We start from the raw sequence: 18,595 nt of genomic DNA on the forward strand, positions 1-18,595 counted from the left end.
TTTCTGCCTAAGGAAAAGCCCGTGAAATTACCGCCCATACGCCCGCAGCACTGGCTGATCTTTGCCGTGGTCGCCGCCTTGTTCTTTGCCTGGGGTGCGTGGTTGATGCGCCCGCAGCCGGCTGCGCAGCCTCTGCCCTGGCTGGCGCAATGGCAAACCAAAGTGCTCACGCCTCTGGCCGATGATCGCTTGAGTCTGGTGCATCTGCATGACGCTCTGGATGGTGAGCTATGGCTGCAGCCTAATCTGGAAGGCGCACGCCTGCTGTATCGCGGCGACTTGCAGGATGCTGATGGCAATTGGTCGTTGGAGGCGGAAGTCGGTCTGGATAAGGCCGAGCGCGAGAGCTTGCTGGCCGCTGCAGGGTTAAAACCAACGGACAAGGAGCAGCCGCTGGGCAGTCAGCTGCTGGTGCCATTGGCCAATCGCCCGATTATTGCGCTGACCTTGCTACCACCGGCGCCGCTGGATGTTGCGCGACTCGCCGCGAGTATCGGTCAACCGCGTCTGACCCTGGAGCTGGCCGAAGGGCAGGCTTGGGTCTATCCCGAGCTGGGCATGACCGCACACCTGCAGGACGACGAGCTGTACTTCCTCTATGCCGTGCCGCGGCGCCTGCTTAAACAGCGCTGAGCTAAACGCCCTTTAACCAGCTCGGCCACCACTCGGGGCGGCTGGGTTGCAGGCGGTTGAGGTAATGGCTGCCGCCCAGTTGCCACATCTGCTGGCGAATCCAGCTGGCCCGACGGCTGATGTGCGCACTCGGGCGGCTGGCGCTCCACTCGCGCGGGTTGGGCAGCACGGCGGCCAGCAGGCTGCTCTGCTGGCGCGACAGGTAAGGTGCGCCGACCTTGAAGTGATGCTTCGCGGCTGCTTCGGCACCGAACACGCCATCGCCCCACTCGACGCTGTTTAAGTACACCTCAAGAATCCGCTGCTTGGGCCAGAGCAGTTCGATCAAGCCGGTAAACCACACTTCCATGCCTTTGCGCAGCCAGCTGCGCCCCGACCAGAGAAACAGATTCTTCGCCACCTGCTGGCTGAGGGTACTGGCGCCGCGCAGTGAGCCGCCTTGCTGATTGTGCTCCAGGGCGGCCTGGATGGCCGCGACATCGAATCCCCAGTGTTCGGCGAACTTCTGATCTTCGCCGGCAATCACTGCCATCTTCAGGTCGTCCGGCAGTTCACTCCACGGCCGCCAGCTGCGTTGCAGGTCGATGGGCTGATCAATGAGCCAGGATTCGACCTTGCGCTCGACCATCAGCGCTGTGCCGGGTGGCGGTACCCAGCGAAACAGCAGCACCAGCAATATAGAGCCGAGGATCAGCCAGAGCAGGAGTTTGAGCAGGCGACGGGCGATGGATCGAAACATGCGTGCTTGGCCAGGGTGATTTTGCCGGCCATTATAGCCAGCCCTGTCTTTATAGCTGGAGTGATGCATGGCTCGTCTGTGGTTATTGCTGTCTGCCTGTGCCGGTTTTACCGGTGTTGCCCTCGGTGCCTTTGCCGCGCATGGCCTGAAGAGCCAGCTGACGCCAGCCTATCTCGCGGTATTCCAGACCGGTACTCACTACCAGCTGATTCACGCCCTGGCGCTGTTCGGCGTCGGCCTGCTGGCCTTGCTGCGGCCAGCGCCGCTGGTCAATTGCGCCGGCGCACTGTTTGCCCTGGGCATCGTGCTGTTCTCCGGCAGTCTGTATGCGCTGACTTTGAGCGGCATCAGTGCGTTGGGCATGGTCACGCCTTTCGGTGGTTTGGCGTTTCTTGCCGGCTGGCTGTGCCTGGGCACGGCGGCCTGGAAGCTTGGTGGGCGTCATAACGCCTGACTCGTAAGTCAGAAAGCAGGGCGAGCGGCAGCCTTCAGCCTTGGTCAACGCCCATGATCAGGCTAGAATGCCGGCCCTTTTCCCAGTTGTGACCGACCCGTCATGCATATTCAGTTAAACGGTGAAGCATTCGAATTGCCCGACGGCGCCACCGTCGCCGGGTTGATCGACCGTCTGGATCTGGCCGGACGCCGCGTGGCGGTTGAACTCAATCTGGATATCGTGCCGCGCAGCCAGCACGCCACCACCGCCTTGCGCGAGGGTGACCAGGTTGAAGTGGTCCACGCCATTGGCGGTGGTTGATCCCCGCTCATCGGTTTATCGCGTTCTGACTGCCGCCCACCTTCACGAGGATTACCCATGAGCCATGCGCCCAGCGACAAGCCCTTTACCCTGGCCGGCCGTACTTATCAGTCGCGTCTGCTGGTGGGGACCGGCAAGTACAAAGACCTCGAAGAAACCCGTCTGGCCATCGAGGCTTCGGGTGCCGAGATCGTCACCGTGGCAGTGCGGCGGACCAATATCGGGCAGAACCCGGGCGAGCCGAACCTGCTGGATGTGATCTCGCCGGACAAGTACACCATCCTGCCGAACACCGCTGGTTGCTACGACGCCGTTGAGGCGGTGCGTACCTGCCGTTTGGCCCGTGAGCTGCTCGACGGTCACAAGCTGGTCAAGCTGGAAGTGCTGGCCGATCAGAAGACCCTGTTCCCCAATGTGATCGAAACCCTCAAGGCCGCCGAAGTGCTGGTCAAGGACGGCTTCGACGTGATGGTGTACACCAGCGATGACCCGATCATCGCCCGCGAATTGGCGGCCATGGGTTGCATCGCGGTGATGCCGCTGGCCGGTCTGATTGGCACCGGCTTGGGCATCTGCAACCCGTATAACCTGCGCATCATTCTCGAAGAGGCTACCGTTCCGGTATTGGTCGATGCCGGCGTGGGCACCGCGTCCGATGCCACCATCGCCATGGAGCTGGGCTGTGAGGCGGTGCTGATGAACAGCGCGATTGCCCATGCGCAGAACCCGATTCTGATGGGCGAGGCGATGAAGCACGCGATCATCGCCGGGCGCATGGCCTACCTGGCCGGGCGCATGCCGAAAAAACTCTATGCCAGCGCTTCTTCGCCGCTGGATGGTCTGATTAAGTAAAAGCACTCTATAAGCACTTTAAGAGCACAGCATGACCGAATTGCAGCAACAACCTGAGCCGGCTGAAGACACCTCCAAGCACCGCGCGATCAAGAGTTTCGTGATGCGTGCCGGGCGCATGACAGAAGGTCAGCAACGCGGCCTCGATCAGGGCTGGCCGAAGTTCGGCTTGCAACTGGAGGACGGCCTGCGTGATTTTGATCAGGTGTTCGGCCGCCGCGCGCCGCGCACCTTCGAGATCGGTTTTGGCATGGGTCATTCCACCTTGGAAATGGCCGCCGCATCGCCCGAGCAGGACTTTATCGGGGTGGAAGTACACCGTCCGGGTGTCGGCGCGCTGCTTAACGGCCTGATGACGCAGAACCTCAACAATATGCGCGTCTACAGCTGCGATGCGCTGGACGTACTGCGCAACTGTGTGGCCGACGCCAGCCTGGATCGGCTGCTGCTATTCTTCCCAGACCCGTGGCATAAGGCCAAGCACAACAAGCGGCGTATCGTGCAGCCGGCGTTTGCCGAGCTGGTGCGGCAGAAGCTCAAGGTTGGCGGTGTACTGCATATGGCCACCGATTGGCAGCCTTATGCCGAGTACATGCTGGAAGTCATGAATGCTGCGCCTGGTTACCAGAATCAGGCCGAGGACGGCCAGTATGTGCCGCGCCCGACGGAGCGCCCGACCACCAAGTTCGAGCGCCGCGGCGAGCGTCTGGGGCATGGCGTATGGGACCTGAAGTTCCAGCGCATCGACTGATTGATTCACGCGCTGAGGTATCGGCGCAGCAAGACCATAAGCACAGGGACGATTGCACAAGATCGGAATAATCCGACGCCCGCCAGGACGGCTCCTCACCAAGACGGCACATAAACCCGGGCAGCACTGCCCCGGTCATAAAAACAGCAGCCCTGCCTCAGGCCAGGCTGCGAGGAGATCGCTGTGTTGAGAACGCTTTCAATTCTGCTGCTGGCTACGTGCGCGTTACAGGCACAGGCCAAAGTCGACAGTACCCAGGCTGCACGTCTGGGCCAAGACCTGACCCCGCTGGGCGGTGAGCGCGCGGGCAATGCCGCCGGCACCATCCCGGCCTGGGACGGTGGCCTGGCGCAACCGCCGGCCAACTACCAGCCGGGCATGCATCACCCTGACCCCTACAGCGCCGATGCGCCGCTGTATCAGGTCAACAGCCAGAACCTGGCGCAGTACCAGGCGCAGCTGCCGGCGGGCCTCAAGGCATTGCTGGAGAAGAACCCGGATTACTTCCTACGGGTATTCCCGACCCGTCGCAGCGCCGCCGCGCCGCAGCGTATCTATGACGCCACGCGCTTCAATGCGCAGACTGCCGAGCTGATTTCCGGCGGTAATGGTGTCGACGGTGCCGCCGCCGGTATTCCCTTCCCGCTGCCGAAAACCGGCCAGGAAGTTATCTGGAACCACATCATGCGTTACCGCGGTGACCAGATCAGCTTTGTCACCAACCAGGCGGCGGTACTGAGCAACGGCGCCTACAACCTGCTCAAGCTGGAGCGCGACATCTACTTCCTCTACGGTCGCGAAGGCGTCAGCCCGCAGGATCTGGACAACACCCTGTTCTACTACAAGTACAAGGTGGTCGCGCCGGCCAAGCTCGCCGGTTCGGCGCTGGTGGTGCAGGAAACCCTCGACCAGGTACTGGCGATCCGCAAGGCCTGGCGCTTTAACCGTGGCGAGCGCCGCGTGCGCCGCTTGCCGATGTTGGCCTACGACACCCTGCAGCCGGACAGTAACGGCATGGCTACCGCCGATCAGGTTGACTCCTACAATGGCGCGCCGGATCGTTACGAGTGGACGCTGGTCGGCAAGCAGGAAATGCTGGTGCCATACAACAGCTACGCCGTGCACCAGAAGGGCATCCCCTACGACAACATCCTGCGCAGCAACACCGTCAACCCGGATCTGTTGCGTTACGAACTGCACCGTGTGTGGGTGGTCGAGGCCGAGCTGCGCAAAGGCTTTAGTCATCCGTATGCCAAGCGTCGCTTCTATATCGATGAAGACAGCTGGCAGATCCTCGCCGCCGATCTTTACGACAAGAGTGGCGAGCTGAGCGGCGTGCAGGAAAGCCACCCGATCAGTTACTACGACGTACCAATGTTCGGCAGCACCCTGGAAACCATCTACGACTTCAAAGGCAAGCGCTACTTTGTCGACGGCCTGGATAACAACGAGCCGATGTACAACTTCAACGCCAAGCTGGGCCCGCGAGATTTCACCCCGCAGGCGCTGCGCCGCGAAGGCAACTGAGCCTCGCTAGCATTGGAAAAACCGCCTCTTTGCAGGCGGTTTTTTTATGGCTGACGACTACAGTGATGCGAATGCCCGCAGCTGAGCATGCCTGTGCTGTGGCAGCTATCGGGCTGTTTCTATCGGCCAGGTGAGGCTCTAGGGAGGACTTATGGGCAAGTTGGGACAGTGTCTGCTGCTGGCGGCGGTGTTGTTGAGTGGTTGCAGCACCCAGGGCGAGCGCAGCATTCAGGAGGTGGCCGGCAGTTGGTCGATCCGCCAGTTCAATCAAAGCAGTTTTGCCTTGGGCAAGAGCAGCCATTACCGGGTTTATCACCGTGGTCAGCTGGTGCGCCTGACGCCACCGTTGGTGCAGCGCGAAACCAGCGAGCTGCTGGCAGTCGGCCACTTCAATGCTGGGGTGTTTCCTTATCCGGACCTGATCGTGCTGGTGCATGACCGTTTTACCAATGCGCAAGGCTATGGCGATGCCAAGCTGCGGGCATTTCAGCTGATCTCCAAGCAGGATCGGTTCGAGATCGTGCCGATCGAGATAGCCGCTGCGGGTTTTTAGTCGAGGCTGCTGGCCTGACTAAGTAATCCGGTCGCGACAGGGTCGGCAGCAGGTGTAAGCGGCTGGTTGGATTTATCCGGGAAGTGCAGGCTCTCGCGGCGACCCTGACGGAGCAGGGTGACATGCTGGCGCTGTACGCTCTCCAGAGTGACGCCTGGGGCGATGGTGGCACCGACCATAAAGCGCGCCGGGGGCAGGCCGGCCTGGCCAATAATGGCGCTGGAGCGGCTGCTTTGTGGATGATTGAAGGCGGCCATCAAGGTCAGTTGCAAGGATGTAGCCGGAGCCGGGCCGCCGCTGTCGAGTAGAGGGAGGCCGAACAGTCCCGCCAGTTGCTGCTCATCGATAACCGGCTGCACGGGGGCGTGCTGCACGGGCGCCAGGTTGATTGGGCTGTGCAGTAAGCGCCAGAACGCCGCGCCCTGATAGGCCAGGCTGAGGCTGCCAGCGAGCAGAAGCAGCAGGCACAGGCCCGTGATCAGATGCTCCGAGGCGACGGACTGGGCTGGTTTATTGGGCTGCAGCATAAAAATCCTTAATGAAAAAGCCCATGACTGCTAAGGCAGCCATGGGCTTGGGTACTACTGGGTGTTTACAGCTTGCCGATGCTGACGTTGTCGATAAACAGCGACTCACTGCGTTGGGTGCCCAGGATCAGCAGGTCGACGCGGCGCAGCGTACCGGCTGGCAGCTGCACCTCATGCTGCAACTTGCTCCAGCTGCCACCACGGGTGGAGCGTTGGCCAAGCGGCAGGTACTGGCCACGGCCATTGCTGTCTTCGACATACAGGTAGGCGTAGGCGATGGCGCTGACCGCGCTGCTGCGGCCAATGCTCAGGTCGGCCGAGACGCGGTAACGATTACCCGCCTGGACATTGCCGAGCAGGCTAACGCTGGCACCGGCGCCTTCGTACTGACGCTGATAGGCTTCCAAGGCCTGGCGGCTGCCGCTGGCGAAGGTGCTGGCGCGGGCGCTGCCATGGAAACCAGACCAGCCACCAATGCCGTTCTCGAAGTTCCAGCCGAACTGGGTTGGCGCAGGTGGTACCGGAGGCGCAGCGGCCTGGACTTCCTGCAGCTCGACTTCATCAACCAGCAGGCTGCTGCCGCTGTCGCTCCAGATCGCCACATACAGATTGCGCACGTTGCTTGGCGTTGTGTAGGTGAAGGCTTTTTCCAGGCGGCTGAACTCGTTGCCAGTCACCGACAGGCTGACCGTCTGCTCGGCGCTGTAGGTAAAGCGGCCGTCGGTGCTTTCCTGGAGGATCGCCACGCGCACGTTCTCACGGCTGTCGCGGGCCTTGAGCATGGCCTTGGCTTTCAGGCGATATTGCGCGCCAGCAGTCAGGCCGGTGACCGGTGTAGCCAGTACGTCGAAGGCCCGCGCATCCATTTGCAGGGCATTGTCGCGGCAGTTCAGCGCCACATTGACCAGGCTCAACTGAGCCTGGCCGAACAGCGCGCGCCAACCTTCGTTGCTGTTGAACTCGCCGTTGCTGACCAGGCCCTTGAGCGCTGGCTTGCTGCACCAGGGCAGTTCGGCCGGTGGCGTGGTTGGGTTGCCGGTACCGGGGTTAGTGGTGACCGGCACCTGGGTGGCGCGGAAGGCGGCGATCTGTCCGGCCATGGCGTTGAGCGCGCGCACGGCATCGGAGCGATCCGGCATGCCGCAGGGCTGATTGGCGCAGTCGGCGTCATTCAACCGTGGGTTGGAAAATACCGGCGCCTGACGACGAGCATTGAAGACCTGCGGGTAGGCCATGATGGTGCTGAACTGACCCTGGACGCCGTAGCCACGGCTCCATTCGTGGGTGCCATTGTGGCCGTTGGCGTTGTAGTAACCTTCCTGCTGGTCCTGCTCGTAGGAGTGGCGCAGGCCCATGTTGTGGCCAGCCTCATGGGCGAAGGTGCTGAGGCTGCAGTCGACGCCGGTCAGGCCATAGGCCATTTCCTTGGCGCCGCTGTTGAAGCGGTCGCTGTTCTTCGTGCCGGTGCCCATCCAGGCGATACCGCAGACGCCATAACCCTGGCCCTGGGTGGTGCGGTTGATCAGCTGTACCACGTCGGCGCCGTATTGCTCACGCAGGCGCTTTACCTGGGCGTCGTCGGTGAATTTGTTGAGGTTGGCGCCGGACACGTCGTAGTAGTTGGCCCAGTCGAGCAGCTGCTTGTGCACCAGGCGCAGGCGGATATTCACGCCGCTTTTGGCGTAGGCCGTGTTGGTGTATTCGATATAGCTGGCGATGCGTGCGTCGATATCGCGGCCGTTGGGCAGGCTCTGCGCGTCTTTGGTGTAGAGCACCATGATGTCGACGGTTTGCGGGTTGGCCTGGGCGCTATGGGCGGTTAGGGCCAGTGCGAGGGCAGAGAGCCATTGCACTTTCTTCATATCAGCGTTCCTTGTGCGATTTGAGTAAGACGGCGATCAGCCCTGGGTGGGCGGTGGCAGCGGGGCCAGTTCTTTATGGTCGTAGTGCAGGTGGTCATTGGGGTCGGCGCGCATTACCAATTGGTTCTCATCGGTGATCACCGTCTTGCCCGTGGCGTTATCGATGATGATCGACAGGCTGCCGTCGAGCGTGGCGACGGTGATATGGGTCTCCAGCGCGCCCTTGACCAGGGTCATGCTTTCCACCTCGTCGCCATCGATCAGGTTGCCTTGCCATACGGCGCTGCCAGCGGTGTTGCGGGTTTCGCCGAGGCTGGCGCGGGTTGGGCTGCTGCGCCCCGGTAGTGCCAGAGAAACCACCTGACCGAGCGCCAGGTTGTTGAGTTGCTCAGGGTCGACCTGGGTCAGGTGCTGGGTAATGCCGTTGCTCTCGGTTTCCTGCAGTGAGTCGGCATCCCAGAGCGTGGCCTGCGCGGCGCTGCTGGTGGCCACGGGCGGTTTGGCCTGCAGGGTGGAGACGCCGCTGGCGCCTTGGCTGGCTGCTGGGCTGGCGGATGCGGCCGTGCTTGCGCTGGGCGCGGACGATTTGCTGTCGGGATTGTTATTCGATGCCGCTTGGCTTGGCTTTGGCTCAAGGTCAGCCGAGAGCACGACCCCCAGGACGCCGCCGACAATGGCGGTGGCGACTGCGGCTGTAATCCAGCGTTTTGACATGCGACTGCTCCATTAGTCTGGAAAGTTGAAGTCGCGCAGTCTAGGTAGAGCCTCTGTGGTTATTCGCTATGCAGTTCACAGGCAGAGGGTATGGGCAGGGCCAGCTTGTTTAATTTGAACCTTGGTCTCATATCCAGGGTGTGCCACGTCTCGCTCGGAATGGGGCACAGTTCCACGCCGCTCGGCCATGGCGTTGCGGCGTGGTGCCGCAACGCCTGGTTGCTTACTCGGGCAGGGCGCTGGCGCCGCGTTTGGGCAGCTGTTCGGGCAGGGCGGCCAGGGCTTTAAGCGCGGTCTCGCGGCTCGGGTAACTGCCATAAAGCACGACGTAGCGGGTTTCCCCGTCCTGCTCGCGCTCGGCCAGGCGCAGCGGTTGTTTGGGGTGGCGCTCCAGCAGAGCCTGCATAAATTCGCGGTTGCTGCCTTCAACCAGCTGGATGGTGTGGCGGCGCGCTGCAACCTGGGGTTTGCTCTCGCCGCCACGACCATCGCCGAGGGTGGCGGGGTCGACAGGTTTGGGCGTCTCGATCAGGGTCTTGCTCGGTTTTGCCGGGATGGCTTTGGCCGGCTGGCGCAGGTCGGTCGCGGGTGCCTCAATGCCCTGGTCGAACAAAGCGTGGGCCTGCTGCGGCAGATGGTCGTAACCGTTGGCCTGGCCGAGCAGGCGCAGGTCACGGTATTTGCCCAGGCTCAGGTTGGCCAGGCCGACACCGTCACGCGCCACGGTGGGGCGCAGGAACACCATCAGGTTGCGCTTCTGTCGGGCTTCGCGGGTTGAGCGGAATAGCCGGCCGACGCCGGGAATATCGCCGAGCAGCGGCACCTTGCTCTCACTGCTGGTGATGTCGTCCTGAATCAGGCCGCCGAGCACGATCACCTGGCCGTCATCGGCCAGCACGGTGCTCTTGATCGAGCGCTTGTTGGTGACCAGGTCCACCGCCTGGGCATTCAGCCCGGTGCTCGGGGCAATGGAGGAAATTTCCTGCTCGATCACCAGGCGCAGGGTGGCGCCTTCATTGATATGTGGGGTGACTTTGAGGGTCACGCCGATATCCTTGCGCTCGATGGTGGTGAAGGGGTTGCTCGAGCCGGCGGCGTCGGTGGTGTAGGAGCCGGTCTGGAACGGCACATTCTGCCCGACCAGAATCTCGGCGGCCTGGTTGTCCAGAGTCAGCAGGGTGGGGGTGGAGATCAGGTTGCTTTTGCCGGTCGAGGACAGTGCGGTGATCAGCGCGCCGAAGTTGTCGTTGCCGACGCCGAAAATCGCCCCGTTGGGCAGCGCCTTGGCCAGCTCGGCGGGGTTCTCGCTGGCGATGGCGCCAAGCAGGGTGCCGACCGACAGCCCAGCATTGCTGAAATTGACGCCGCCCAGGCCACCGCCGTTGCGGCCATCGATGGCCCATTGCACGCCGAGGGCGTCATTGATGTCGCCGGACATCTCGACGATGGCCGCTTCCACCAGCACCTGGGCGCGGGGTATATCCAGCTGGCGTACCAGGTCCTCGAACATATTGACGATATCGGCTTCGGCCATGATGACGATGGCGTTCAGGCTCTCGTCGGCGCGAATCATCAACTTCAGCGGTGCGGCGTTTTCACTGCCCTGGCTCTGGCTCAGGTTGTCGCCGAAGTCGCCGAGGGTCTTTGCCATTTCCTTGGCATCACCATGGCGCAGGCGGATAACCCGGGTATTGGTCGAGCGCGAGCTGGGCGTGTCGAGGCTTTGCGCCAGCTTCAACAGGCGCGCGCGGGCGTCGCTGGGGCCGAGCAGCAGCAGGCGATTGGCGCGGGTGTCGGCGATCACCTGGGCGCCGCTGGTCTGAGCGTTTTTCAGTGAGCTGTTGATCACCGCCGCCAGCTCGTGGACCCAGGCATGGCGCAGGTCATAGACGCTGAAGTCATCCTGATTCTGGCTGTCCAGCTGGCGGATGATTTCGTCGATACGGGCGATATTGGCCGGGGTGTCGCTGATGATCAGGCTGTTGGATGAAGGCACGGCAGCCAGGTGGCCGTGGTTGGCCACCAGTGGGCGGATCAGCGGCAGCAGGTCGTTGGCGGCGCCATGCTGCACCTGCAGCACGCGGGTTTCCAGGTTGCCGTGGCTACCGGCGGTGGTCTTGGCCTCGCTGCTGGGGATGATGCTCAGCTGATTGCCCTGCGGCATCACGGCGAAGCCATGGGTGCTCATCACCGAAAGGAACAGCTTGTAGACCTCGGCGATATTCATCGGCTGCTGGGCAATCACCGTGACCTGACCTTTTACCCGCGGGTCGATGATAAAGGTCTGCCCGCTGATGCTGGAAATCTGCTCGATAAAGTCGCGAATCTCCGCGTTCTGCATATTGATGGTCCAGCTGTCCTCGCTCTGCGCAGATGCTTCAGTTGAGGCATTGGCCTGGCTGGCGATGCTTAGCAACAGGGCTGTGTGCAGCAGTAGCAGGCGGAACAGATGGCGCAGGGCAGGCGTGATCATGGCAAGGGCATCAATATGTGTGGCCGTAATGCACTGCCGCAGCTGACGCGAAGTCGGGCAAGGGAAGGCTGGAGGCGCTGTTCGGACGGGAGAAAACGGCTGCAACCAGTACTGCGAGCAGTGTTGGGGGCGCAAGGCTAATGAAAAAAGCCGGCGTATGTTGAGGCGTGATGGCGATCTGCGATGATCGTCACAGTCAGTCGGCGATTTGTTGCCAGGACGTGATGCGCGCTTCAGTTGGCAACTGCAGCCGAGAGCCCGTGGCCGGGCTGTCGATCAGTGGGCGCGCAGCTTAGCTGCGGTCGGCGAGGATACCGATGATAAAGAACACCAGAATCAGCACCGGGGCCAGGGTGAAGTTGTTGAAGAAACCCAGGCCCTTGGCCAGGTACGGCGTGGCGAAGACGATCAGCAGGCCGTAGCCGACCGCGCAGAGCAGCACGAAGATCAGCGTACGCAAGATGAAATTCATGCTGCTGGTATTGCGCTGCACCCAGGCATTGACCCCAGGCCCGAACAGCACCAACAGCGTCGCGATAATCGCCAGGGAGATGTCGTAGAGGTGGCTGCGGCTCCAGCGCGACAGGGTGACGATCAGGTCGAGTAGCAGGTCCATCAGGTTTCCTTAGCCGGGTGGGCGCATGCGTCAGGGTAGAAAGTGTTGCAGCAGATCATTGAGAAACAGCTGGCCTTCGCGGGTAGCGCTCAGGCGTGTCGGGTCGCTGTGCAGCAGGCCGCGTTGCTGGGCTTCGGCGCGCGCGGCAGCGAGCTGGATGAGCGGCAGGCCGGTGCGCTGAGTGAACAGCTCGCTGGCGACGCCGTCCGTGAGGCGCAGCACATTCATCAGAAATTCGAAGGGCAATTCATCGGCGCTAAGGGCGCGCTCGCCAGCGCTGAAGCGTTTGCTGCGGTCCAGGTAGTCCTTGGGCAGGCGGGTTTTCCAGCTGCGGCTGATGCTGCCGTCCGGGCGACTTAACTTGGCGTGGGCGCCAGCACCGATGCCGAGGAAGTCGCCAAAGGTCCAGTAATTGAGGTTGTGCCGGGCCGCCTTGCCAGGCTGGGCGTAGGCCGAGACTTCGTACTGCGCGTAACCTTCGGCGGCCAGCAGAGCCTGCCCGGCTTCCTGAATGTCCCAGAGAATATCGTCCTCGGGCATCACCGGCGGCTGGTTCCAGAACACCGTGTTCGGCTCCACCGTCAGCTGGTACCAGGACAGGTGCGTCGGTCCCTGGGCAATGGCGGTGCGCAGGTCGCTGAGGGCATCCTCGATGGACTGGTCCGGCAGGCCGTGCATCAGGTCGAGGTTGAAATTGTCGAAGCCGGCGGCGCGCGCCATATCGGCTGCGTGCACCGCTTCATCGCCGTCGTGGATACGTCCTAGGGCGATCAGCTTGGGCGCCTGGAAACTCTGTACGCCAATCGACAGGCGATTGATGCCAAGGCTGCGGTAGTCCTTGAACTTGGCCTGTTCGAAGGTGCCGGGGTTGGCTTCCAGGGTGATTTCGATATCGGCGGCAAACGGCACACGCCGCTCCACGCCTTCGAGCAGGCGACCGAGGGCTTTGGCCGAAAACAGACTAGGCGTGCCGCCGCCGAAGAAGATCGAACTCAGCGGCCGCTTATGCACCTGCGCCAGGTCGGCATCCAGATCGGCCAACAGGGCGTCGACGTACGCTTCTTCTGGCAGCGTTGGCCCGGCGGCGTGGGAGTTGAAGTCGCAATACGGGCACTTCTTCACGCACCAGGGGATGTGCACATAGAGTGCAAGTGGCGGCAGCTCGAAGCCGCCGCCGGGCGCGGTGGTCATGCCAAACCCAGCCGCTGTTTCAGCAGGGCCATGGCGCGGGCGCGGTGGCTGATCTGGTTTTTCTCGGCCGCCGGTAGCTCGGCGCTAGAGCAGTCGCGCTCGGGCACCCAGAACAGCGGGTCATAACCAAAGCCTTCCACGCCTTGCGCGGCGTGCAGGATGCGCCCATGCCAGAGGCCTTCGCAGATGATTGGCAGCGGATCGTCGGCATGCCGCACCAGCGCCAGGCAGCAGACGAACTGCGCGCCGCGCTCGGCATCCGGCACATCTTTCAGGGCGTCGAGCAACTTGGCGTTATTCGCCGCGTCACCCTGGCCATCGGCGTAGCGCGCCGAGTAGATGCCCGGCGCACCGCCGAGAAAATCCACCGCCAGGCCGGAGTCGTCGGCCAGCGCCGGCAGGCCGGACAGTCGCGCGGCGTTACGCGCCTTGAGGATGGCATTCTCGATAAACGACAGGCCGGTTTCCTCCGGCTCGACCATCGAGAATTCGCCGACCGAGCGCACGCGTACGCTGCTGCCGAGCATGGCTTGCAGTTCTTTGAGTTTGCCGGCGTTGTGGCTGGCAAGTACCAGTTCGCTGAAGGTCATCATTCGTCTGGGAAGAATTCCTGGTTGAAATTGAAGCTGTGCGCCACGCCATCGGCCGCGCGCACATTAATGGTGAAACGCAGCATCTCGCGCTGGGTAAAGGGGAACTGCGCCAGGTAATAGATGGCGGCGCCCTCGTTGACCTGCTTGAAGGTCAGCGGGTGGCTGCGGCCGACCAGGTCCTTCACTTCGCCGCTGACACTGGCGCTGCTGGCGGTACCGGCCTTGAGCACGGAAATGTTCACCACGCCCTGGGTCTTGCTGCGTACCAGGCCATTGGCAGCGGCGATATCCGGTTGCAGAAAGCCGGAATTGAAGGCGATGTAGTGCACGTCGAGATCGCCAAAGGTCTGCTTGCGTTCAGCCAGCGCCGGTAGGCTCAGGCACAGGGCGATAAACAGTAGTGCGATGTGACGCATAAGGATCTCCTGGTAGCTAATCGTGCAGTGCAGCCGCCTAGTTGGCGATCTGCAGGTCTTCGGCCGTAGGCCCGCTGATCCGGTAAATGCCGATTTCACCTAACAGATTAGGCCAGATCCGGCTGGCCCAGCCGTGCCGGTGGTCGCGGTCTACGGCCAGGCGATCCATGACTTTCGCGCCCTGGTCGTGGCACAGCTTTTCGAAGTCTTCAAAGGTGCAGAAGTGGATGTTCGGCGTGTTGAACCAGGTGTACGGGAGAAAGTCCGATACCGGCATGCGGCCCTTGGTGGTGAGGTACCAGCGGCAGTGCCAATGGCCAAAGTTGGGGAAGGTGATGATGCAGGTCTTGCCGACGCGCAGCATCTCCGCCAGCACCTTGTCCGGGTAATGCAGGGCTTGCAGCGACTGGGTCATGACCACCACGTCGAAGCTGTTGCTGGCGAAGTTGCCGAGACCCTTGTCGAGGTTCTGCTCGATCACGTTGACGCCCTTGCTCACGCATTGGGCGATGTTGTCCGCATCGATTTCCAGGCCGTAGCCGCTGACCTGTTTGTGCTCGGCCAGCCAGGCGAGCAGCTCGCCATTGCCGCAGCCCAGATCAAGCACCCGGCTACCCGCAGGAATCCACTCTTGGATGATTTCGAGATCCGCGCGCATGGCTACACCTTAATCCGTTTCATATAGCTGTCGAACGCCTGCAGGTAGCGCGGGATCGGCATGAGGAAGGCGTCGTGGCCCTGAGGCGCATCGATTTCCAGGTAGCAGACGTTTTTCCGCGCAGCGGTCAGCGCATCGACGATTTCCCGCGAGCGCGCTGGCGAGAAGCGCCAGTCAGTGGTGAAGGACATCACGCAGAAGTCGGCGGTGACGTGGGCCAGGGTCTTGGCCAGATCGCCATCGAAGGACGCCGCCGGATCGAAGTAGTCCAGCGCTTTGGTCATCAACAGGTAGGTGTTGGCGTCAAAGCGCCCGGAGAACTCTTCACCCTGGTAACGCAGGTAGCTTTCCACCTGAAACTCGACGCTGTGGAAGTCGTAGTTGAGCTTTTCGCTCTTCAGACCACGGCCGAATTTTTCGCCCATGGCGTCATCCGACAGGTAGGTGATGTGGCCGACCATGCGCGCCAGCATCAGCCCGCGCTTGGGGATCACGCCCTGTTCCTGGAAGTGCCCGCCATGGAATTGTGGATCGGTGAGGATCGCCTGGCGCGCCACTTCGTTGAAGGCGATGTTCTGCGCCGACAGCTTGGGTGCCGAGGCAATCGCCAGGCAGTGACGCACGCGCTCTGGGTAGCTGATGGTCCATTGCATGGCCTGCATGCCGCCCAGGCTGCCGCCGATCACCGCGGCCCACTGGCGGATGCCGAGGTTGTCGGCCAGCCGCGCCTGGCTGTGCACCCAGTCTTCCACGGTCATCACCGGGAAGTCGGCGCCGAAGGGTTTGCCGGTCGCCGGGTTGATGCTGCTGGGGCCGGTGGAGCCGTTGCAGCCGCCAAGGTTGTTCAGGCTGACGACAAAGAATTTGTTGGTGTCGATGGGTTTGCCAGGGCCGATGCAGCTGTCCCACCAGCCCGGTTTACGGTCTTCCGCGCTGTGATAACCGGCAGCATGGTGATGGCCGGACAGGGCGTGGCAGATCAGCACGGCGTTGCTGGCCGTGGCATTCAGCTCGCCATAGGTTTCGAAGATCAGTTGGTAGTCGGCCAGGCTGCGCCCGCAGGCCAGCGCCAGAGGTTCTGCGAAGTGCAGCACCTGCGGAGTTACCAGGCCAACAGAGTCTTGGGGAAAGGCAGTCGACATCGACCCTGCTCGCAATAAAAGAAGGCCGCAGTCTAGGGTCTGTTCCCATTTCGTCGCAAGCCGCGTTGCTGCGCAAAATTTCGCCAGGCTAGGCGGAGGGCGAAGGTAATGGTTGTTCCCTTGCCAAGTCCTCCAACACCGCATGGCGAAATTTTTCGCGCAACCCGCAGGGCCGGGCCAGTTTTTACGCGATGCAGCGTTTCTCGACACTCATTTGGAACAACCACAAAAACGCCGGGAGCGTTTTTGCGCGCAAGCCCCGAAGGGGTGAAGCACATGGATGTGCTGAACAAACTTCGTGTCTCGTGCCTTGCCTCGCGTAAAAACGGGCTCCGGCGCGGCTGCGCACGAAACGGGAACAGACCCTAAAAGCACCGCCCCACGCGGCAAGCGCATGGGGCGGCTGGGTATAGCTGGTGAGGAGGACTATTCGCCGATGCTATGCGGGCGCGCAGCCCCAGGCAGGTTGACCACCTTGCCTTGACGTTGCACAGGGGCGGGACGGCGCAGGATGCGCAGCATGTCGTTGGCCTGCGCCAGTTGCTGCTCCAATTCGCTGCTGTAACGCGCCAGTTGCTGGCCGCGCTGGCGCGACTGCTGGGTTTCCTGGGCCAGGGCCTTGAGCCGCAGCATGTGGGTTTCCAGCAACTGCTTGTGCTCCAGGGTGTGCTGCATCAGAGGCATCAGCGCATCGCTGGCCCATTGTTCGGCTTCCTGGCGCATGCGTTGGTGCAGGCCGATCACTTCCTGCACCAGGGTGGCGAAGAAGCGTTTGGTCAGGCTGCGCTGCTCGGTCAGCAGGGTTTTCAGTTGCAAGCGGAACTGGTCGGCTTTGGTTTGCTGCTGCTTGAGTTCGCGCAGGTAGCGGTTGACGTTGAACTGCGGGGCGTCCACACCGTGCAGCGGGTTCTCTTCGTTGTGCCGACGGTAGATGGCCGCGACCATCTTGTTGGCCATCTCGGCTTCCTGCGCCAGGTTGTGCAGGTCCTGCTCCACGCTGCGGAAGAAGTGCAGGATGGCCTGGTTGATACCCAGAGTGGTCCAGCTGCCGGTGAGATTCTTGCGCACCTTGTTCAGGTGTTCGTCCAGGCGCTCGCTGCGTGAGGCATGGCGCAGCAAGTCGCCCTGACGCTTGAGCAGGCGCTGGTTGGTTTTCAGGCCCAGCAGGCGTTTGTGGTGCTGGCTGTGGTCTTCTTTGGTCTTGGCGGTCAGCTCGAAGAGCATCTGGCCGTTGTCGTGCTGATGGTTGCTCAGCAGCGCCTGCTGTTCGTTGACCTTTTCCAGGCGCAGGTTGAGCACGTGCTGGCTGTTCTGCAGCAGAGCGAGCACCTGATTGACCACGCGGTCTTCGAGCAGGCGTTCCTTCTGCGCGATGATGCGCTCGCAGAGCAGGTTTTCCAGGTTGCTCATCTGGCTGCGAGCCAGCAGGTCCGGGTCCTTGCGCACCTTGGCTAGCATCGCTTGCTTGGCCGACAGCGGCAGTACGTCCTCGACGCGGATGCCGAGCTGGCGCGCGGTGCTGGTCTGGATCTGGCGGATGGCGTTCTGCACAAAGGCTTCGCCGGCCAGGTCATCCCACAGCACGTCGATCTTGTTCAATACGGCGAACAGACTGGTCTGGGTGTCTTCGTCGAGCTGGCGGATATGTTGCTGCCACACGGCCATGTCGCTGGCGGTCACGCCGGTGTCGGCGGACAGCAGGAAGATGATCGCCTGGGCGCTGGGCAGCATCGACAGGGTCAGCTCCGGCTCGCTGCCCAGGGCATTCAGGCCTGGGGTGTCGAGAATGCGCAGGCCCTGGCGCAGCAGCGGGTGGTCGAAGTTGACCATGGCGTGGCGCCAAGCCGGCACCAGTACTTCGCCGGGTTTATTGGTGCTTTCCAGCATGTCCGGGTGGAAGCCCAGGGCAATCGCCTGTTCGACCGGCATGGGTTTGGTCCGTGCGACCTGGACAAAGGCCTGGACCATATTGTCCGGGTCGCTGAGGTCCAGCGGGATATTGACCCAGTGCCGTGGAATACGTTTGAACTGCGCCACGCTGGCCTCGGACACACGGGTCTCGATCGGCAGCAGGCGGATATAGGAACGCTCCGAGCGCGGGTCGAAGAACAGCTCGGTCGGACACATGGTGGTGCGCCCCGCCTGGGACGGCAGCATGCGCTGGCCGTAGGAGGAGAAGAACAGGCTATTGATCAGCTCGGTCTTGCCGCGCGAGAACTCGCCGACAAAGGCCAGGGTGATGTGGTCGGTGCGCAGCAGTTTCAGCGCGCGCTCAAGCTTGGCTTCCACGGCCTCGGAGTTCAGCCGATTGGTCACCAGCCAGCTGCGGTAGCGGGTGATTTCGCGCATCAGCTCGCGCTTCCAGGTGACGTAAGCATCGACCTGCTGACTGAGACGTTCCATGCTCATCCTGGGCTTTCCTCCGGTTGGCGCATCCATTGTGGGGCGACTGGGGCTATACGGCACCCAGGTTAAGTCGGGCACACATTGAACGATGCCGCGCAGCAAGCCGACGCGGCAGATAACGCTTTAAAGCCTGTGGAATTACGCCAGATCCACGACGTTCGTGGATTGACCTGCTTGGCATTATG

General features: G+C 62.3%; 19 protein-coding genes. 7 read left to right on the plus strand and 12 right to left on the minus strand.

Features of this window, described 5'->3' with window-relative positions; all coding sequences use genetic code 11:
- Positions 1-21: 21 nt before the first annotated feature.
- Positions 22-633, plus strand: coding sequence for a hypothetical protein (locus tag P3C18_RS02875; RefSeq protein WP_275960363.1), 612 nt, complete (start codon positions 22-24; stop codon positions 631-633).
- 1 nt (position 634) lies between these two features.
- On the opposite strand, the gene mtgA is transcribed toward P3C18_RS02875, so the two are convergent.
- Positions 635-1,372 (minus strand): monofunctional biosynthetic peptidoglycan transglycosylase, encoded by a 738-nt coding sequence (gene mtgA / locus P3C18_RS02880; protein ID WP_275960364.1) that lies wholly within the window; start codon positions 1,370-1,372, stop codon positions 635-637.
- 67 nt (positions 1,373-1,439) lie between these two features.
- Between mtgA and P3C18_RS02885 the strand changes: the two genes are divergently transcribed.
- From P3C18_RS02885 to P3C18_RS02910, 6 genes are all read left to right on the plus strand, one after another.
- The gene (locus tag P3C18_RS02885) at positions 1,440-1,826 is read left to right on the plus strand and encodes a DUF423 domain-containing protein (RefSeq protein ID WP_275960365.1); all 387 of its coding nucleotides are present in this window, start codon (positions 1,440-1,442) and stop codon (positions 1,824-1,826) included.
- A 102-nt stretch (positions 1,827-1,928) separates the two neighbouring features.
- Positions 1,929-2,129, plus strand: a complete 201-nt coding sequence (thiS, locus tag P3C18_RS02890; protein ID WP_275960366.1) for a sulfur carrier protein ThiS — start codon at positions 1,929-1,931, stop codon at positions 2,127-2,129.
- A 57-nt stretch (positions 2,130-2,186) separates the two neighbouring features.
- Positions 2,187-2,981, plus strand: coding sequence for a thiazole synthase (locus tag P3C18_RS02895; protein ID WP_090250159.1), 795 nt, complete (start codon positions 2,187-2,189; stop codon positions 2,979-2,981).
- Positions 2,982-3,012: 31 nt separating this feature from the next.
- The gene (trmB, locus tag P3C18_RS02900) at positions 3,013-3,732 is read left to right on the plus strand and encodes a tRNA (guanosine(46)-N7)-methyltransferase TrmB (protein ID WP_275960367.1); all 720 of its coding nucleotides are present in this window, start codon (positions 3,013-3,015) and stop codon (positions 3,730-3,732) included.
- A 183-nt stretch (positions 3,733-3,915) separates the two neighbouring features.
- Complete coding sequence (locus tag P3C18_RS02905) at positions 3,916-5,259, plus strand: DUF1329 domain-containing protein (RefSeq protein WP_275960369.1); 1,344 nt, start codon at positions 3,916-3,918, stop codon at positions 5,257-5,259.
- Positions 5,260-5,410: 151 nt separating this feature from the next.
- Positions 5,411-5,812, plus strand: coding sequence for a hypothetical protein (locus tag P3C18_RS02910; RefSeq protein WP_275960370.1), 402 nt, complete (start codon positions 5,411-5,413; stop codon positions 5,810-5,812).
- Here the strand turns inward: P3C18_RS02910 and P3C18_RS02915 are convergent.
- From P3C18_RS02915 to P3C18_RS02965, 11 genes are all read right to left on the minus strand, one after another.
- A complete protein-coding gene (locus P3C18_RS02915; protein ID WP_275960371.1) occupies positions 5,809-6,339 on the minus strand; it encodes a type II secretion system protein N in 531 nt (176 codons plus the stop codon). The two genes, P3C18_RS02910 and P3C18_RS02915, sit on opposite strands and share 4 nt — an antisense overlap.
- Positions 6,340-6,404: 65 nt before the next feature.
- Positions 6,405-8,201: a zinc-dependent metalloprotease family protein gene (locus P3C18_RS02920; protein WP_275960372.1), complete on the minus strand. Its 1,797-nt coding sequence runs from the start codon at positions 8,199-8,201 to the stop codon at positions 6,405-6,407.
- A gap of 36 nt (positions 8,202-8,237) precedes the next feature.
- Positions 8,238-8,915, minus strand: a complete 678-nt coding sequence (locus P3C18_RS02925) for a hypothetical protein (protein ID WP_275960373.1) — start codon at positions 8,913-8,915, stop codon at positions 8,238-8,240.
- A gap of 223 nt (positions 8,916-9,138) precedes the next feature.
- Positions 9,139-11,388 (minus strand): type II secretion system secretin GspD, encoded by a 2,250-nt coding sequence (gspD, locus tag P3C18_RS02930; protein ID WP_275960374.1) that lies wholly within the window; start codon positions 11,386-11,388, stop codon positions 9,139-9,141.
- 292 nt (positions 11,389-11,680) lie between these two features.
- Positions 11,681-12,004, minus strand: a complete 324-nt coding sequence (locus tag P3C18_RS02935) for a DUF3392 domain-containing protein (RefSeq protein WP_275960375.1) — start codon at positions 12,002-12,004, stop codon at positions 11,681-11,683.
- A 30-nt stretch (positions 12,005-12,034) separates the two neighbouring features.
- Complete coding sequence (gene hemW / locus P3C18_RS02940) at positions 12,035-13,195, minus strand: radical SAM family heme chaperone HemW (RefSeq protein ID WP_275960376.1); 1,161 nt, start codon at positions 13,193-13,195, stop codon at positions 12,035-12,037.
- Positions 13,192-13,788 (minus strand): RdgB/HAM1 family non-canonical purine NTP pyrophosphatase, encoded by a 597-nt coding sequence (gene rdgB, locus P3C18_RS02945; protein WP_275960377.1) that lies wholly within the window; start codon positions 13,786-13,788, stop codon positions 13,192-13,194. The genes hemW and rdgB overlap by 4 nt, the downstream gene beginning before the upstream one ends.
- Entirely contained in the window at positions 13,785-14,204 is a 420-nt protein-coding gene (locus tag P3C18_RS02950) for a DUF4426 domain-containing protein (protein WP_275960379.1), read from the minus strand. The genes rdgB and P3C18_RS02950 overlap by 4 nt, the downstream gene beginning before the upstream one ends.
- A gap of 37 nt (positions 14,205-14,241) precedes the next feature.
- Positions 14,242-14,862 (minus strand): methionine biosynthesis protein MetW, encoded by a 621-nt coding sequence (gene metW, locus P3C18_RS02955; protein WP_275960380.1) that lies wholly within the window; start codon positions 14,860-14,862, stop codon positions 14,242-14,244.
- A 2-nt stretch (positions 14,863-14,864) separates the two neighbouring features.
- Positions 14,865-16,004: a homoserine O-acetyltransferase gene (locus P3C18_RS02960; protein WP_275960381.1), complete on the minus strand. Its 1,140-nt coding sequence runs from the start codon at positions 16,002-16,004 to the stop codon at positions 14,865-14,867.
- A 426-nt stretch (positions 16,005-16,430) separates the two neighbouring features.
- A complete protein-coding gene (locus tag P3C18_RS02965; RefSeq protein WP_275960382.1) occupies positions 16,431-18,413 on the minus strand; it encodes a dynamin-like GTPase family protein in 1,983 nt (660 codons plus the stop codon).
- Between the last annotated feature and the right edge of the window lie 182 nt (positions 18,414-18,595).

It is taken from the genome of Pseudomonas sp. 1928-m (genome assembly GCF_029269135.1).
Lineage (GTDB): Bacteria > Pseudomonadota > Gammaproteobacteria > Pseudomonadales > Pseudomonadaceae > Aquipseudomonas.